The sequence below is a fragment of the Streptomyces sp. MGP-BFMKR1 genome (assembly GCF_057766585.1).
Genome location: NZ_CM173408.1, coordinates 6909571 through 6926646, shown reverse-complemented (window position 1 = coordinate 6926646; position 17076 = coordinate 6909571). Strand labels below are relative to the sequence as shown.

The following is a 17076-nucleotide window of genomic DNA, read 5'->3' as shown; positions in this document are numbered from 1 at the left end:
GTGGTGAACGTCGCGGCCTCGTTCCAGCCGAATGCGAGTACGCCGACCGATATCCGCTCTGGCGAGCGGCGGAGCGTACGCACGGTAAATGCACGGGTAGCCACGTCTTACCGTTTCCCTTTCGCGTCTCCCCTCCCCCGGTGCCCGCGTGGCCGGGCCACGTACCCGCGCCCCGAAGGGCACATCTCACACGTGGCACGTGAATACGGATTCCGCGCGACGAAAGGGGACGCGGCGCGCACGGCCGCGAAATGGGCCACAACGCGCAGACGCCCAGCGAGCCGAATTTCCCGGCCCGCTGAGCGGATCACTTGCCCCGTTGTCGACGTGTCCGTCTCGACGAGTCCGTCTCGACGTGTCCGTGTCGACGAGTCCGTGTCGACGAGTCCGTGTCGACGAGTCCGTGTCGACGTGTCCGACGCTTACTGGCCCGGGTCGTCGCCGATGCGGTGGACGCGGACCAGGTTGGTGGAGCCGGGGACGCCGGGCGGCGAGCCGGCCGTGATGACGACGACGTCGCCCCGCTGACAGCGGCCGATGCGCAGCAGTTCCTCGTCCACCTGGGCCACCATGGCGTCCGTCGACTCCACGTGCGGGCCGAGGAAGGTCTCCACGCCCCAGGTGAGGTTGAGCTGGGCGTAGGTGTCCGGGTCGGGCGTGAAGGCGAGGACCGGGATCGGCGAGCGGTAGCGGGACAGGCGGCGCACGGTGTCGCCGGACTGGGTGAAGGCCACCAGGAACTTCGCGCCGAGGAAGTCGCCCATCTCGGCGGCGGCCCGGGCGACGGCACCGGCCTGGGTGCGCGGCTTGTTCCGCTCGGTCAGCGGGGGCAGCCCCTTGGCCAGCACGTCCTCCTCGGCCGCGACGACGATGCGGCCCATGGTCTTGACCGTCTCGATCGGGTACTTGCCGACGCTGGTCTCGCCGGAGAGCATCACCGCGTCCGTGCCGTCCATGACGGCGTTGGCCACGTCGGACGCCTCGGCGCGGGTCGGCCGGGAGGCGTCGATCATCGAGTCGAGCATCTGGGTCGCCACGATCACCGGCTTGGCGTTCCGCTTGGCCAGCTTGATGGCGCGCTTCTGCACCATCGGCACGGCCTCCAGCGGCATCTCGACGCCCAGGTCGCCGCGGGCCACCATGATCCCGTCGAAGGCGTCCACGATGGCTTCCAGGTTCTCCACCGCCTGCGGCTTCTCGACCTTGGCGATCAGCGGCAGCCGGCGGCCCTCCTCGGCCATGATCCGGTGGACGTCGCGGGCGTCGTCGGCGTTGCGGACGAAGGACAGCGCGATGACGTCCGCGCCGGTGCGCAGCGCCCAGCGCAGGTCCTCGACGTCCTTGCCGGACAGGGCGGGGACCGAGACCGCGACGCCGGGCAGGTTGAGCCCCTTGTGGTCGGAGACCATGCCGCCCTCGATGACGGTGGTGTGCACGCGCGGGCCGTCGACCGAGGTCACCTCCAGGGTGACGCGGCCGTCGTCGACGAGGATGCGCTCGCCGCGCGTGACGTCGGCGGCCAGCCCCTCGTAGGTCGTCCCGCAGCGGTGGCGGTCGCCCTCGATCTCCTCGACGGTGATGGTGAACTCGTCGCCGCGTTCAAGGAGTACGGGTCCTTCGCGGAACCGACCGAGGCGAATCTTCGGACCTTGAAGGTCGGCGAGGACACCGACGCTGCGGCCGGTCTCCTTGGAGGCTTGGCGCACCCTCTGGTACCGCTCCTCGTGCTCCACGTACGAACCGTGGCTGAGGTTGAAGCGGGCGACGTCCATGCCGGCCTCGACAAGCCTCTTGATCTGCTCATACGAGTCGGTGGCTGGGCCCAGGGTGCAGACGATTTTTGCTCGGCGCATGGGTCGAGCCTATGACCTACCAGCGGGTAGAGGACCGTGAACTCCCTACAGCCCAACGACCTTTGCATGAAAGGCTCTTGACAACTAATGAAACGTGCGCGGGTCCGCTCCTATGAGCGATTTCCGGCGGCCTGATCCACCCTTCTCACAGTGCGGGACGCGTCATCGTGAACCTGGCGTTGACGTGCGCGTACACGGTCTGCCGCCGCGGTTCCAGGTCGAGGGCGGGCGGCTGCTCCGCCGCGCCGCCGTAGCCGGGGGCCGCCGCGCGCATGCTGGCGGCGGGCGGGGGCAGCGGGGCGTTCTCGGCGCCGATGTCGGCGAGTTCGACGATGGCGGCCAGTTCCGCGCCGAGTGCCTGCGCGTACTCGCGGGCCCGCTTGACCGCCTCGCGCACGGCCTCCTGGCGCGCCTCGCGGTGCGCGGGCGAGTCGGGGCGCAGCGCCCACCAGGGGCCGTCGACGCTGGTCAGCTCCAGGTCGGCGAGGCGGGTGCTCAGCTCCCCCAGCGCGCTGAAGTCGGCGAGCGTGGCGGTCAGGTAGACCCGGCCGTGGTAGGCGCGGACCCGCTCGTGGCGGCCCTTGTCGGCGAGTTGCGGGGTGATGCTGAAGGCGCCGGTCTCCAGCTCCTCGACGGCGTCGCCGTACGACCGGACGAGGTCGAGGACCTGGTTGTTGCGGCGGGTGAGGTGGTCGAGCGCGCCGCGCCGGTCGGTGCCGCGGGCGCTGACGGTGATGCCGACGCGGGCGATCTCCGGGTCGACCTCGAGCCGGGCCTCGCCGCGTACCGCGACGCGCGGGGTCTCGGGCGTTCCGTAGGACAGCGGTGTGGTGGTTGTCATGGGGCTCACTCTCGCAGTCGGCCCGCACATCAGGTAGTCATGTGATCGAAACCCGCCCGGGGTGTCGCACCCAGCGACGCGGGTGGAGAATCCTCGCGCGTGACGCCGATGCGGACACGCCGCGCATCGCCGCCAGAACACGGAGAACAACGACATGCCGCTGGACCGTAGGAAGTTCCTGGGCCGCTCCGCCGCGACGGGCGCCGCCGTGGCGCTGGCCGGCACGGCGACCGTGGCCGCGTCGCCCGCCGCCGGGCGCCGGCCGGGCAGGCGGTACGAGTTCAGCGTCCTGGGCACCACCGACCTGCACGGCAACGTCTTCAACTGGGACTACTTCACCGACGCCGAGTTCGACGACAAGGACCACAACGACATCGGGCTCGCCAAGATCTCCACGCTGGTGAAGCAGGTCCGCGCGGACCGCGGCGCGCGCGACACGCTGCTGATCGACGCCGGCGACACCATCCAGGGCACCCAACTGTCGTACTACTACGCCAAGGTCGACCCGATCACCGGACCCGGCGGTCCGGTGCACCCGATGGCGAAGGCGATGAACGCCATCGGGTACGACGCGGCGGCGCTGGGCAACCACGAGTTCAACTACGGCATACCGGTGTTGCGGAAGTTCGCCGAGCAGTGCGACTTCCCGCTGCTGGGGGCGAACGCGCTGGACGCGCGGACGGCCCGGCCGGCGTTCGCGCCGTACTGGATGACGCGGCTGCGGACGCCGTTCGGGCGGCCGGTACGGGTGGCGGTCCTGGGGCTGACCAACCCCGGCATCGCGCTGTGGGACAAGGCGCACGTCCAGGGCAAGCTGACCTTCCCGGGGCTGGTCGAGCAGGCGGCGAAGTACGTGCCGCGGCTGCGGTCGATGGGCGCGGACGTGGTGGTCGTCTCGGCGCACTCGGGCACCAGCGGCACCTCCTCCTACGGCGACCTGCTGCCGCACGTGGAGAACGCGGCGGCACAGGTGGCGCAGCGGGTGCCGGGCATCGACGCGATCCTGGTGGGGCACGCGCACGCCGAGATCCCGGAGTACCGGGTGGTGAACGAGGAGACGGGCCGCGAGGTGGTCCTCTCGGAGCCGCTGAAGTGGGGGCAGCGGCTGACGGTGTTCGACTTCGGCCTGGTCTGGGAGCGCGGCCGGTGGCAGGTGGAGTCGGTGACCTCGAAGGTGCTGAACTCCAACACCGCCGCCGAAGACCCGGAGATCACGCGGTTGCTCACCGGGGAGCACGAGAAGGTCGTGTCGTACGTGAACCAGGTGATCGGCACCTCGGCGCGGCGGATGGCGGCGGACGAGGCGCCGTACAAGGACACGCCGATCATCGACCTCATCAACCACGTGCAGGCGCAGACGGTGCGGGCGGCGCTCGCGGGCACCGAGCACGCGAAGGTGCCGGTGCTCTCGCAGGCGTCGTGCTTCTCGCGTACGGCCGTGGTGCCGGTGGGCGAGGTCACCATCCGCGAGGTGGCCGGCCTGTACCCGTTCGAGAACACCCTGGAGGCGCGGCTGCTGACCGGCGCGCAACTGCGGGAGTACCTGGAGCACTCGGCGCGGTACTACGTGCGGACGCCGGCCGGGGGCGGGGTCGATCCGGCGAAGCTGACCAACGCGAACGGCACGCCGGACTACAACTACGACGCGGTCAGCGGCGTGACGTACGAGATCGACATCGCCAAGGAGCCGGGGCGGCGGATCGCGAAGCTGTGCTTCGAGGGGCGGCCGGTGGCCGATGACGCCCGGTTCGTGCTGGCCGTGAACAACTACCGGGCCAGCGGCGGCGGCAACTTCCCGCACGTCGCGACGGCCAGGCAGGTGTGGTCGACGTCCGAGGAGATCCGGAACACGATCATCGCCTGGGTGCGGGCGAAGGGGACGATCGATCCCGAGGAGTTCGCGACCCAGGACTGGAAGCTGACCCGCGACGGGGCGCCCGTCTTCTACTCGCCGCTGGAGCACCGGCCGTACGCGCAGTGCCCCTGCTGCGGCTGAGGTGACCGCCGAACGCTCGGCGGAGCCGGTTCCGACGCCCCTGAGCCACGGCGTCGGGCCGGGTCGGCGCGGATGGCGGGTCGGGCGGATCGGTCGGACCGTTCGGGGCACATGCCAATGTGACGTGCCGTCAGTCAGGAAGCGTTAAAGGGCGTCAACAACCGTTAAAGGGTGTCAATAAATCTGACACCCGCCGGTCCGGGTCAGCACAATGAAAGGATGAATGAGGAGTTCGCCGCCGCGTTCGAAGCCGTGCGCCGGGATCTAGCTGCCTCATGCGCCGTGCGACCTCGTTTCGCCGAGGATGCATGGGCTCAGGAGCTCGCGGGCGTGGGTGGGGTCGCGGGGGTCATGCTGTACGAGCCGGACGGCACCGGGATGGGCATCTCCACGATGCTCGGCCAGCCGCGGGCGCAGCAGGTCGCGGAGCTGGCCGACCAGGTGCAGGAGTGGGCGGTGGAGGCGCTGTGCGCGGCCACGATGCCGGCGGTGTGGCCCGAGTGTCCCGCGCACCCCAACGCGCACCCGCTGGCGCCGGTCGTCCTGCACGGTCAGGCGGTGTGGTCATGTCCGCGCGACGGTGTGACGGTCGCGCTGATCGGGGAGCTTGCCGCCACGCTGACCACCGCCGCAGACCGCCGGGTCGAGGCCGAAGGTGGTGAACGCCGTTCGGCGCGGAAGCGCAAACGCCAGCCGACCCGTGACTGAGTTGAGGATGACGGCGCCACGCCAGGCGGCGAGCCCGAGGTCCGGCGCGCCGACGCCGTGGGTGTGCCGCTCGGCGTTCTGCACGTAGATCGAGCCCTTGATGGCGGGGTCGAGGACCAGCCGCTGCTGCTCGTCCACCAGGGGCCGGCCGGCGGTGTCCCGGGACAGTTGGGGCTGTAGGTCGGCGAGGAGCGTGTCGATGGAGCGCTCGCGGTAGCCGGTGGCCAGCACGACCGCGTTGGTCGTCAGCCTGCTGCGGGTGTGCTGGTGTTCGTGTTCGACGTGCAGCTCGATGGTGGAGGTGCCGACGCGGCCCGCGGTGCGCACCCGTACGCCGGGGGTCAGGACGGCGTCGGGCCAGCCGCCGTCGAGCGTGCGGTCGTACAGCTCGTCGTGGATGGCGGAGATGGTGGCCTGGTCGATGCCCTTGTAGAGCTGCCACTGGCCGGGCAGCAGCGCGTCGCGGGTGGACTCGCTGAGCCCGTGGAAGTAGCGCGTGTAGTCGGGCGTGAACTGTTCCAGGCCGAGCTTGCTGTACTCCATGGGCGCGAACGCCGCCGTACGGGTGAGCCAGTGCAGGCCCTCGCGCCCGTGCGGGCGGCGGCGCAGCAGGTCGAGGAAGACCTCGGCGCCCGACTGGCCGGAGCCGACGACGGTGACGTGGTCGGCGGCCAGCAGCTCGGCCCGGTGGTCGAGGTAGTGCGCCGAGTGCAGCACGGGCACGCCGTGCGCGTCGGCGAGCGGGCGCAGCGGCTCGGGCACGTGCGGCGCGGTGCCGACGCCGAGCGCCAGGTGGCGCGCGTAGGCGCGGCCGAGCGCGACCACCTCGTCGTCGGCGTCCAACTGGGCGTAGTCCACCTCGAACAGCTCGCGGTCCGGGTTCCAGCGCACCGTGTCGATGTGGTGACGGAAGTACAGGCCGGGCAGGTGCTCGCTGACCCAGCGGCAGTAGGCGTCGTACTCGGCGCGTCTGATGTGGAAGCGTTCGGCGAAGTAGAAGGGGAAGAGTCGGTCCTGGTCGTGCAGGTAGTTCAGGAACGTCCAGGGGCTGGCGGGGTCGGCGAGGGTGACGAGGTCGGCGAGGAAGGGCACCTGGAGCGTGGTGCCCTCGATGAGCAGGCCCGGGTGCCAGCGGAAGGCGGGCCGCTCCTCGTAGAAGGCGGTGCGCAGGCCGGGGACGCCGTAGGCCAGGGCGGCCAGGGAGAGGTTGAACGGGCCGATGCCGACGCCGGCGAGGTCGTAGGGCTGTTCCGGGGTGGTGGCGGGCGCCTGCGGTAGGGCGTCGGGTCGCGGGGTCGGGGCGGTGGTGCTCATCCGGTGCGGTGGCCTTCCACGAGTTTCACCAGCGCTTCGAGGTCGCTGGCCTGGATGTGCGGGTTCAGGAGGGTGGCCTTGAGCCACAGGCCGTCGGGGCGGGCCGCGCGGCCCAGGACGGCCCGACCCTCGGCGAGGAGCCGGCGGCGCGCCCGGGCCACGGCGGGCGGGTCCGCGCCGGTGGGGCGGAAGAGGACGGTGCTGATGGTGGGCCGGGAGTGCAGTTCGAGGCCGGGGGTGGCCTCGATGAGGTCGGCCAGGTGCTGGGCCGCGGCGCAGGTGCGGTCGATCAGCTCGGCCAGCCCCCTGCGCCCCAGGGCCCGCAGCGTGACGGCGACCTTGAGGATGTCGGGGCGGCGGGTGGTGCGCGCGGAGCGGCCGAGCAGGTCGGGGAAGCCGGCGGCGGTGTCGTCGGCGGCGCTCAGGTAGTCGGCGCGGTGGCCGAGCGGCGCGAGGTCGACGGCGTCGGGCACGACCAGCAGCCCGGCCGCGACCGGCTGCCAGCCCAGCTTGTGCAGGTCCAGGGTGACGGTGTGGGCGCGCTCGATGCCGCGCACCCGGGCCGCGTGGACGTCGCTGAACAGCAGCGGCCCGCCGTACGCGGCGTCGACGTGCAGCCGGGCGCCGTACGCGGCGGCCACGTCGGCCAGCTCGGGCAGCGGGTCGATGGCGCCGCTGTCGGTGGTGCCCGCGGTGGCTACGATCAACTGCGGTGCCTCGTCCGGTAGTTGGCCGAGGGCGGCGGCCACGGCGGCGGGGTCGAGCACGCCACGGGGGGTGGCGACCACGACCGGGTCCGGCAGCCCGAGCAGCCAGGCCGCGCGCACCACGCTGTGGTGCGCGTTCTCGCCGCAGACCACGCGGAGCGCCGGCGGCCCGTGCGCCGGCCGGTGCGGGTGCGGCGGGCCGGGGTGCGGTGCGTCGGGGTGGCGGCGGGGGTGCGGCAGGGCGTACGGGCCCGGCCACGGGTCGGCCGGTGGACGCTCGGAGGCGGGCCCGGCCGGCGCGGGGTCGGCCGCCGTGCGGTCGCCGGGGGCCCCGGGGGCGTACGCCGGGGCGTGGGCCGCCGAGCGGTCGGCCGGCCTGGCGGTGGGGGGTGCCGGGACGCGGGCGGGGCGGCCGGCTGCCGCCTCGCGGGCCAGCAGGAGGGCGAGTTGGTTGGCCTCGGTGCCGCCCGTGGTGACCAGGGCGTCGGCGGCCGGGGCGGCCGGGTAGACCAGGGCGGCGAGGGCCCGGCTGGTGCGGGCTTCCAGCTCGGAGGCGGCCGGGGCCTGGTCCCAGGAGTCGAGAGAGGGGTTGAGCGCGCTGGCGGCGAGGTCGGCGGCCACGGCGACGGCCAGCGGCGGGCAGTGCAGATGGGCGACGCAGTGCGGGTCGGCGGGGTCCGCGGCGCCGACGGTGACGGCGTGCACCAGGGCGCGCAGGGCCTCGTCCGCGCCGGTGCCCTCGGCGGGGATGGCACACCCCACGGCGTCGCGCACGGAGCGCGCCACGGCCTCGGGTCCGCCCGCGGGCAGCGGTCCGGCGCGGTCGCGGGCGCCGGTGGCGAGCGTGTCCAGGACGGCGTCGAGCAGCGGGCGCAGCGCGCGCGGACCCGCGGCGCCGCCCGCGAGGGGCGGCAGGGGCGGTTCGGCGTCGGCAACGGGCACAGGCACGGATGTGCCCTCCAATAGGCAGTCGCGGGTTTGAGGTTGGCCTAAATTACTGGCGTCGCCATGGGCCGCGACGGCCCTTGCCCGGACACCACTCGTTAGGGGTAGCCACGTGCTCGTACGAGGGATGCGCGGGCCGCGGATCACGGGCGTTCCCGACGAGGATCACGCCCCCTCGGCCGGTCACACGGCGCACGGCCTCGCGGGGCGGGAGGCGGGGCTGACCGCGGGGCGGTACCCGGGCTGGCCGTGGGGCGGGCGGGGCCCCGCTCCCGCCCGTTGCCCCTTGGCGCGCGACGGGCACGGCGTGCGACGGGCACCGCGTGCGACGGCCCCGCGTCCCCGGCCCGGGTGGGGCGGGGGCGCGGGGCCGGGGCGACGGAGGCTGACGGCGCCGTGGGCGTCGTGGGCGCGGCCGGCGGAGGTGGGCCCGTGACGGGGGCGGGGCAGGCTCCGAGGCGGGTCAGGCTCCGGGGCCGGTGAAGGCCGCCGCGTGGTCGGACGCCCACTGGGCGAAGGTCAGCGCCGGGCGGCCGGTGACCTCGGCGACCGCCGTGGACACCTCGGGCTCCTCGGCCGCCGCGGCGGCCAGCGCGTCCAGGACCGTGTCGAGCATCCCCGGCGGGACGTGCGGGAACAGCTCCGGCTTGACCTCCGCGCGCGGGATCTCCTCGTAGCGCAGCTCGCGGCCGAGCGCCGCGCCGATGATGCCGACCTGCTCCGCGTTGCTGAACGCCTCGGGCCCGGTGAGGCGGTAGATCGCCGTGTGGTGCCCGTCGTCCACGAGGGCGCGGACGGCGACGGCGGCGATGTCCGCCTCGTGGATCGGCGCGCTGCGCGCCCCGGCGAACGGGGCGCGCACGACGTCGCCGGCGCGGATCTGGGGCGCCCACTGGAAGGAGTTGACGGCGAATCCGTTGGGCCGCAGCAACGTCCACTGGGCACCGCTGGCCATGACCGCGCGCTCCGGCGCGACATGGTGCGCGACGAGCGGGTTGGTCTCGTCCGGGTCGTCGTCGACGGCGCCGCTGGAGAGCATCACCACCCGCCGGACGCCGGCCGGGATCGCGGCGGCGAGCACGGCCGGGGTGTGCTCGCCGACCGCGCTCAGGTTGATGAAGAGGCCGGTGGCGCCGGCGAAGAGCGCGGCCAGGGCGGCGGGGTCGGCGAAGTCGGCCCGTACCGCCTCGGCGCCCGTGGGCAGCGCGGCACGGTCGGGGTCACGGGTCAGGCCGCGTACGGGCTGGCCCTCGGCGAGGAGTTGCGAGACGAGCGAGCGCCCCACGTTGCCGGTGGCTCCGGTCACGACGATCACGGCGGTGCCGCCTTTCTGTTGGCCCACGCCCCGACCGGCACGCGGGTCGCCCGAGCACGGCCGGATCGGCCGGAACGGATCGACCGGCCGGAACGGATCGACCGGCGCCGCGTCGCCCGAAGGCGCGCTGGCCGGTGGTGAACCGCCCGCGCGGGGCGGAGCGTTGGGGGCCCGGCGGGGTGCGCCGGGGTCTGGACTGCTGGTTGGCACGCGCCAGACTAGTTAACCGGATGCCACCTCCGGATCGCCAACTAGGCGGAGTCCGCCTGCGACCAGAGACCTAGGACCGGCGGGCGGCGAGCGCCGGGTGGTGCACCCGTTCGCTGTTCGCACGCCCGGCGTGCGCCGCGGCGCAGCTCCTCGCGACACAGCCCCGCCCCACGGCCCCGCCCGGCGCCCCGGCGCCCTCGCGCGCGGCTCCCGGGCGCCGGCGGGCGCGGGCGGGTGGCTGGCCCCGGGTCAGCCCGAGGTCGCCGGGGTGGCCGTGGCCTGCGCGGCGCGGACCCGCAGGGCCCGGCGCAGGTCGTCGAGTTCGTCGGCGAAGCGGCGGCGCAGCGCGGGGATCGGGTTGGCCTCGCGCAGGCAGTCCTCGCCGAGCCGCAGCGTCCGCTCGTCCACCGCGTGGTGCGGGAAGCCGAAGCGGCCGACGGCCTGGGCGATGGCGGGGCCGCGCCGGGCGGCGAGGTCGGCGACGGCGGGGAAGTAGCGCGCCAGGTAGGCGCGGAGCAGCTCGTGCTGCTCCGGCTGCCAGAAGCCCTCGGCGGTCGCGGTGGCCAGGTACGTCGACAGGTCGTCCTTGTCGAAGAGTTCGGCCCAGGCCGCCTCCTTGGCCGCCACGTCGGGTAGCGCGGCGCGGCAGCGCGCGGCGCCCTCCTGGCCGGTGGCGCTGGAGTCGCGGGCGAGTTCCTCCTCGATGTCGGCGAGTGTGACGGCGCCGAGCACGGAGCGTCGCAGCAGCAGCCGCCAGCGCAGCTCCGGGTCGAGTTCGGGGCCGCCGGGCACGGCGCCCGCGGCGAGCCAGTCGCCGAGTTCGGCCGGGTCGGCGGTGCTGTCGGCGAGGGTCTGCACGGCCGCCAGGCGCAGCCCGGGCGCCGAGCCGTCGGCGGTGCGGGCGAGCAGCTCGCGGCAGGTGTCCACGAGGGTGGCCAGGGCGGCGGGGCGCTGCTCGGCGGGCAGGTAGCGGTCGGCGATCTGGCCACGGGCGAAGGCCAGCACGCCCTGCACGATGACGACGTCGCTCTCCCGTGGGAGGTGGGCGCGCAGCACGTCGAGGTAGTCGGTGGGTGCCAGCTTCCCGTCGCGCACCAGGTCCCGGGCGGCGTTCCAGACCACGGCGCGGGAGAGCGCGTCGGGCAGCCCGGACAGGGCGGCGGCGATCGTCTGCCAGGACCGCTCGTCGAACCCGATCTTGACGTAGCTGTAGTCGCCGTAGTTGACCAGGACGAGGTCGGGGCGGCGGCCGGCGGCGGCGTGCGTCTCGTCCTCGGGGACGTTCCAGCGCAGCGGCGTGCGGGGGACGAGGCGGCCGGTGTCGGCGTCGAGGTCGTAGCAGCCGATGGTGAGCTGGTGCGGGCGGCTGCCCTCGTGCAGCAGGCGCAGCTCCCAGCCGTCGGGGCCCTCGCTGATCTGGGGGGTGAGGGTGTCCACGCCGGTGGTGCGCAGCCAGGCGTCGGCCCACTCGGGCACCGGGCGGCCGGAGGCGCGGGCGAGGGCGTCGATGAAGTCGGCGAGGGTCGCGTTGCCGAAGCGGTGCAGCGTGAAGTGGTCGTTGATGCCCGCGAAGAAGTGCTGCTCGCCGAGCCAGGCGACGAGTTGGCGCAGGGCCGAGGCGCCCTTGGCGTACGAGATGCCGTCGAAGTTCAGCCGGGCGGCGGCCGTGTCGGGCACGCCGTCGGGCTCGGGGGCGACGGGGTGGGTCGAGGGGCGCTGGTCGGCGTCGTAGCCCCAGCTCTTGCGGCGGACGCCGAAGTCGGCCCAGGTGTCGGTGTAGCCGGTGGCCTCGGTGAGGATCTGGAAGCCCATGTACTCCGCGAACGACTCGTTCAGCCAGATGTCGTCCCACCAGCGCATGGTGACCAGGTCGCCGAACCACATGTGGGCCATCTCGTGCGCGATGACCATGGCGCGGCTCTGCCGCTCGCCCTCGGTGACGGCCGAGCGGAAGACGAACTGGTCGCGGAAGGTGACCAGGCCGGGGTTCTCCATCGCGCCGGAGTTGAACTCGGGCACGAACGCCTGGTCGTAGGAGTCGAACGGGTAGGGCTCGTCGAAGATCTCGTGGTAGCGGTCGAAGCAGCGCCGGGTGATGTCGAAGAGCTCGTCGGCGTCGGCGTCGAGGTAGGCGCCGAGCGAGCGGCGTACGTGCAGTCCGAACGGCAGCCCCGCGTGGCGGGTGCGCACCGAGTGCCAGGGGCCGGCGGCGACCGCCATCAGGTAGGTGCTGATGGGCTGGGTGGGGGCCAGTTGCCAGCGGCCGTCCGCGGTGTCGCCGACGCGGGTCGCGACACCGTTGCCGAGCACGGTCCACTCGGGCGGCGCGGTGACCGTGACCTCGAAGACCGCCTTCAGGTCGGGCTGGTCGAAGCAGGCGAACACCTTGGGCGCGTCGGACATGCAGCACATGGTGTAGAGGTACGTTTCGCCATCGGCCGGGTCGGTGAAGCGGTGCATGCCCTCACCGGTGCGCGAGTAGTGCATGTCGGCCTCGACCAGCACCTCGTGCTCGCCCTCGCCGAGCCCGGTCAGCGGGTAGCGACCGTCGGCGTACAGCGTGGGGTCGAGCTCGTTGCCGTCGAGCGCGATCCGGTGCAGCGCGGCGGCCTCCAGTTCGATGAAGGTGTCGGTGCCCGCCTCCAGCACGCACAGGCGTACGGAGGTGGTCGAGCCGAACACCTCGGCGCCTCGGGTGAGGTCGAGGTCGATGGTGTAGCGGCGGAGGCCGATGCGGGCGGCACGGTTCTGCGCTTCGTCGCGCGTGAGTACGGACATGGGGACATGCTGCCGTACGGCTCGCGTTCCGTGCAGGCCGCGGTGGGTGCCGGGCGCGCGTCGGGTGCCCGGAGCCCGGCCCCGGGCGGCGCGGCGGGCGGGCGGGCCGGGGGCCGGGACCGTCCACGGGCGCGGCCGGCCGGGTGGGTGGGTGGGTGGGGCGGCGGTGCCCCGGGGCGCGGTGGCAGGGTGGGGGCATGACGATCGCCGTACGCACCCCGCGTCCCCCGCTCCCGGCGTGGCCCGGGACCACCCCCCGTCCCGCGCCGCTGGCCGCGCCCGCCGTGGCCCGCCGCCCCGCCGGGGGCACGCGATGACGGCGGCCGAGAGCGACGGGTCCGGCGGGGAGCGCCCGGCGGAGGTCGCCGCGCGGCGGCGGGCGCTGGAGCGGATCGACGCGTTCGCCGGCCGGCTCACGGAGCTGAGCCGGAGCCTGCACGCCGACCCCGAGGTGGCCTTCGCCGAGCACCGGGCGGCGGGACGGCTGGCGGCGCTGCTCGAGGAGGCCGGGTTCGCCGTCCGCCGTGGCCCGTACGACCTGCCGACGGCGCTGACCGCCTCGTACGGCACGGGCCCGCTGACGATCGGGGTGTGCGCCGAGTACGACGCGCTGCCGGAGCTGGGGCACGCCTGTGGGCACAACGTGATCTGCGCGGCGAGCGCGGGGGCCGCCATCGGTCTGGCGGCGGTCGCCGACGAACTCGGCTTCGCGGTGCGGCTGCTCGGCACCCCGGCCGAGGAGGCGGGTGGCGGCAAGGTGCTGATGCTCGACCGTGGGGCCTTCGACGACGTGACGGTGGCGATGATGGCGCACCCGGGGCCGGCGGACGACGTCGATCCGCGCTCGTCCACGACGTCGGTCGCGCGCTTCGACGTGACGTTCACCGGACGCGCCTCGCACGCGGCGCTCGCCCCGCAGTTGGGGATCAACGCCGGTGACGCGGCCGTGGTGGCGCAGGTGGCGGTGGGGCAGTTGCGGCAGCAACTGCCGGACGGTTACCGGGTGGCGGGCATCGTCCGCGAGGGCGGCGCGCAGTCGAACATCATCCCGGAGCGGACCGTGCTCTCCTTCGAGGTACGCACGCCCACGGCGGAGGAGTTGGCCGCGCTGCGCGAGCGGGTCGCGGACTGCTTCCGCGGCGCCGCGCTCGCCACGGGGTGCGCCGTGGCCATCACGGCGACCCAGCCGGACTACCTCGACCTGCGCAACGACGCCTGGCTGATGGCGCGGTACGCGGACGGGCTGCGCGCGGCGGCCGGCCGCTCCCCCGCCGAGCCGGCCGGCCCGCCCCGGCGCATCGGCGCGTCGACGGACATGGGGAACGTGACCCGGGCGCTGCCCGCGATCCACCCGCACCTGGGCCTCATCGGCTCCAGCGGCACGCCGCACACCAGAGAGTTCGCCGAGTGGACGGGCGGTGCCGCGGCCGACGACGCGGTGCTCGCGGCGGCCCGCGCCATGGCCTGGGCGGGCATCGCGCTCGCCGCCGACGAGGAGCGCCGCGCGCACTACCTCGACCTGCGCGCCGCCGGCGTGGGCGGCGCGGCGACCAGCGCGGACGGCTGATCCGCGGCGCCGGCCGCGCTCCTACGGGGTGCCGCCGCCGTTGGCCACGACGTCGTCGGCGATCTGCTCGTGGTGCCGGATCACCTCGGCGATGATGAAGTTCAGCAGTTTCTCGGCGAACCCGGGGTCGAGCTTGGCGCTCTCGGCCAGCTCGCGCAGCCGGGCGATCTGCCGGGCCTCGCGCGCCGGGTCGGCCGGCGGCAGCTTGTGGTCGGCCTTGAGGCGGCCGACCCGCTGGGTGCACTTGAAGCGCTCGGCGAGCATGTGGACGACGGCCGCGTCGATGTTGTCGATGCTGTCCCGCAGCCGCGAGAGCTCGGCGCGTACGGCCGCGTCGCCCGGGGTTGCGGTGTCCGTCTCTCCGGTGTCCGTCTCCCCGGTCGGCGGCACGGAGGTGGCCCGCTCGGCGGAGCGTGCGGGCAGGTCGGGCTGGTCGTTCATCGCGTGGGTCTCCCGATGCGGTCACGGGCGGCAAACGGCGCCACGCTAACAGGGCGCGCCCGGCGCCGGGCGGCCGGCCGCGACCACGCCCCCGCCTCGGCCGCGCCGTTCGGCGGCGCGCCGGGTCGCGGGCGGGGCGCGGACGGCGTACGAGCAGGGCGCGGGCGGCGTACGGGCAGGCACGGACGGGGTACGGGTTCGGCGCCTGCGGGCCCGGGCGGGGGTCCGGGCCGGGGGTCCGAGCGCGGCCCGGGGCTTGTGGTGCGCGGGGGCCGCGCGCTGCCGGCGCTCTCGCGCCCCGACCACGCACAGCCCGCCCTCATCGATTCGGCAGCGCATCAGACAGCGCCCCCGACCGGCGGGGACGGCATGTGCTGTTCCAGTACGTGCTGCCTCAGCTCCTGGCCCAGCCGCTGGTACTCGGCCGCGCGTCGTCCCGCGCGGGCACGCTGCCGGCGGGCGGCGAGAGACCGGCACTGAGGGCAGTTCCCGCGACTACTGGGCGCCATGGGAGTCACCCCCGACCGCGTGGTCCTGCTTCTGGTGCGCTCGCCAAGCCCCAGCCGCGGCGCGGGCCTGCTCGGAGTCGCGCAGAACCTGCGCGCGCTCGGCGACGATCCACAGCGCCCGGCACTTCGCGCAGGACGGCCGGCCGGTGGCCGCGATGTCTTCCCGCGCTTCCCGGTCGTGCTTGTCGATCAACGCGGCGAACTTCGCGTCGGGCGGGTTCGGGGCGGGGGTGTCGCTCATCGAGCCACCCCCAGCCGAACGCTACGGATACGGTCGCACGGACACGTACGCTTGAACATGGCTGCCTGCCTTCCAGGTGGTCCACGCCCCCGGATCGGTCAGACGGTCGCGGGGGTCTTGCGCTACGTCAGCGAACCGCGACCGACAGCAGCGGACCAGGGACGGAACGTCCCACTTCTGAGGGCTTAGTCAGCCACCCCCAGGAATACGGCAAGCTTTCGCAGGCCAGGCGGGCGATTCGGCCCGGCCCGCAGATCGCTGACAATGGACACGGCGAGCGTGTGGTGACGGAGCCATGCCGGAGCGACCCGGTGCAGGGTCTGGAGAGCGCGCACGGCCCCGGCAGCATCTCCGACGTCCGTATACGCGCGGGCAACGTCGAGCAACAGCCACGAGCGCCACGACGGGGGGACGTGTGCGTTCAGGCGCATCCCACGGGCGATATCAAGCGCCTCGGCAGGCCGCTCGTGTTGGGCCGCCAGACGCACGCGCTCGATACGCACGGACGACGTACTGAACACCGAAAGCAACTTGCCGTCAACGGGCGCCGGAAGTCGGGCCAGCCGCTTGGCCGCGGTCTCAGCGGTTCGCATCATCTCGTCGGCCGTGTCGTAGTCGTCGCTCCTGGCGTAGGAGGTAGCTGCTGACATCAGGAGGCCGCCCCAGACTCGGACGCCTTCAGCAGTCTGCGCGTGACTCCGCTCCACCTCGTCGCCGGCGTACACGGCCACGTGCTTAGCGTCGGACAGGCGATTCTGCCGCTGATAGGCCCACGCCACAGACCCAGAGATCATCGGCGCCAACAACGGGTCAGACGACTGTCGCGCGGCTTCTATGGCGCGCTCCAGCGCGGCTAAGGCCAGGTCGGATTTCCCGAGCCGAAGGGCGAGATGCCCGCTGAGTTGTAATGCCTTGCCGAGCGCCGCCTGTCCGGCCGCTCGCTGGTCGGGATCGCCCACTGCGGCCAGGAGCCGAGCATCATCGATGATGCCCGGAAGTTGCTCCATAACGCGGCCGAATTGCGCCGCGTGATAGAGCGTCCACCCTGCCGCCAGTTCGGCGCGCAGCAGCGGGAGCGACAGCGGCTCAGCGGCCGACGGCTCCGGGGGCGGGGCGAACAGCGGGGGCATGATGGCACGACGCACGGCTACCAACTGCGGGGGTTCGACATCCCCGCTTGACGGGACCCCGGGCGGATCACCCAACAGACCCGTCAGCTCCACGCCGAGCCCCTTCGCGAGGGCGTGCAGCGTGGGTAGGCGAGCGCCGTGCTTACGGTGCTGCTCCAGCTTTTGAATCACGTCAACGGACACACCTGAACGCTCGGCTAGTCCTTCTTGGGTGAGGTCAGCGAGGCGACGGAGCTTCGCGATCCGATCACCCAGATGCTCAACTGCCATGCTGTAGACGCTACTCCGCTCGGCGGCGGGAGCATCGTTCACCGGAAACGGGCCTACCATGCCGGCGTCGCTCACTAGGTGCTGGGCCCAGCTCTCGACCCGCGTCGGCTCACATCACGATGGACATGGCACCACTCATCGAGGGCTGAATCACAGCGCTAGGCTGAACAGCCTTCCCGCTAGAAGGGGCCGGCATGGGCGATTCATCGAGTTTGGGCGATAGGTCGCGATCAGTGGAAGTTGCAGAAAAC

Annotated in this window: 11 protein-coding genes; 2 read left to right on the top strand and 9 right to left on the bottom strand. The window is 73.5% G+C overall.

The window, feature by feature from the left end:
• Positions 1-422 precede the first annotated feature (422 nt).
• Together pyk and AC3CHW_RS27745 are read right to left on the bottom strand one after the other, a co-directional pair.
• Positions 423-1853, bottom strand: a complete 1431-nt coding sequence (gene pyk, locus AC3CHW_RS27750) for a pyruvate kinase (RefSeq protein ID WP_277322784.1) — start codon at positions 1851-1853, stop codon at positions 423-425.
• Positions 1854-1998: 145 nt separating this feature from the next.
• Positions 1999-2694, bottom strand: a complete 696-nt coding sequence (locus AC3CHW_RS27745; protein ID WP_176161074.1) for an SIMPL domain-containing protein — start codon at positions 2692-2694, stop codon at positions 1999-2001.
• Between the two features lie 154 nt (positions 2695-2848).
• Between AC3CHW_RS27745 and AC3CHW_RS27740 the strand changes: the two genes are divergently transcribed.
• Positions 2849-4690 (top strand): bifunctional metallophosphatase/5'-nucleotidase, encoded by a 1842-nt coding sequence (locus tag AC3CHW_RS27740; RefSeq protein ID WP_488468273.1) that lies wholly within the window; start codon positions 2849-2851, stop codon positions 4688-4690.
• 564 nt (positions 4691-5254) lie between these two features.
• On the opposite strand, the gene AC3CHW_RS27735 is transcribed toward AC3CHW_RS27740, so the two are convergent.
• From AC3CHW_RS27735 to pepN, 4 genes are all read right to left on the bottom strand, one after another.
• A complete protein-coding gene (locus AC3CHW_RS27735; protein ID WP_488468272.1) occupies positions 5255-6712 on the bottom strand; it encodes a lysine N(6)-hydroxylase/L-ornithine N(5)-oxygenase family protein in 1458 nt (485 codons plus the stop codon).
• Positions 6709-8367, bottom strand: coding sequence for a pyridoxal phosphate-dependent decarboxylase family protein (locus AC3CHW_RS27730; RefSeq protein WP_488468271.1), 1659 nt, complete (start codon positions 8365-8367; stop codon positions 6709-6711). The genes AC3CHW_RS27735 and AC3CHW_RS27730 overlap by 4 nt, the downstream gene beginning before the upstream one ends.
• A 460-nt stretch (positions 8368-8827) precedes the next feature.
• The gene (locus AC3CHW_RS27725) at positions 8828-9679 is read right to left on the bottom strand and encodes an SDR family oxidoreductase (RefSeq protein WP_488468270.1); all 852 of its coding nucleotides are present in this window, start codon (positions 9677-9679) and stop codon (positions 8828-8830) included.
• Positions 9680-10138: 459 nt separating this feature from the next.
• A complete protein-coding gene (gene pepN, locus AC3CHW_RS27720; RefSeq protein ID WP_488468269.1) occupies positions 10139-12667 on the bottom strand; it encodes an aminopeptidase N in 2529 nt (842 codons plus the stop codon).
• A 313-nt stretch (positions 12668-12980) separates the two neighbouring features.
• Between pepN and AC3CHW_RS27715 the strand changes: the two genes are divergently transcribed.
• Positions 12981-14234, top strand: coding sequence for an amidohydrolase (locus tag AC3CHW_RS27715; protein ID WP_488468268.1), 1254 nt, complete (start codon positions 12981-12983; stop codon positions 14232-14234).
• A 21-nt stretch (positions 14235-14255) separates the two neighbouring features.
• On the opposite strand, the gene AC3CHW_RS27710 is transcribed toward AC3CHW_RS27715, so the two are convergent.
• The 3 genes from AC3CHW_RS27710 to AC3CHW_RS27700 form a co-directional block, all read right to left on the bottom strand.
• On the bottom strand, positions 14256-14624 hold the full coding sequence (locus AC3CHW_RS27710) for a chorismate mutase (protein WP_187060298.1): 369 nt from the start codon (positions 14622-14624) through the stop codon (positions 14256-14258).
• 546 nt (positions 14625-15170) lie between these two features.
• On the bottom strand, positions 15171-15425 hold the full coding sequence (locus AC3CHW_RS27705) for a hypothetical protein (RefSeq protein WP_488468267.1): 255 nt from the start codon (positions 15423-15425) through the stop codon (positions 15171-15173).
• Positions 15426-15610: 185 nt separating this feature from the next.
• Positions 15611-16825: a helix-turn-helix domain-containing protein gene (locus tag AC3CHW_RS27700; RefSeq protein WP_488468266.1), complete on the bottom strand. Its 1215-nt coding sequence runs from the start codon at positions 16823-16825 to the stop codon at positions 15611-15613.
• Positions 16826-17076 lie beyond the last annotated feature (251 nt).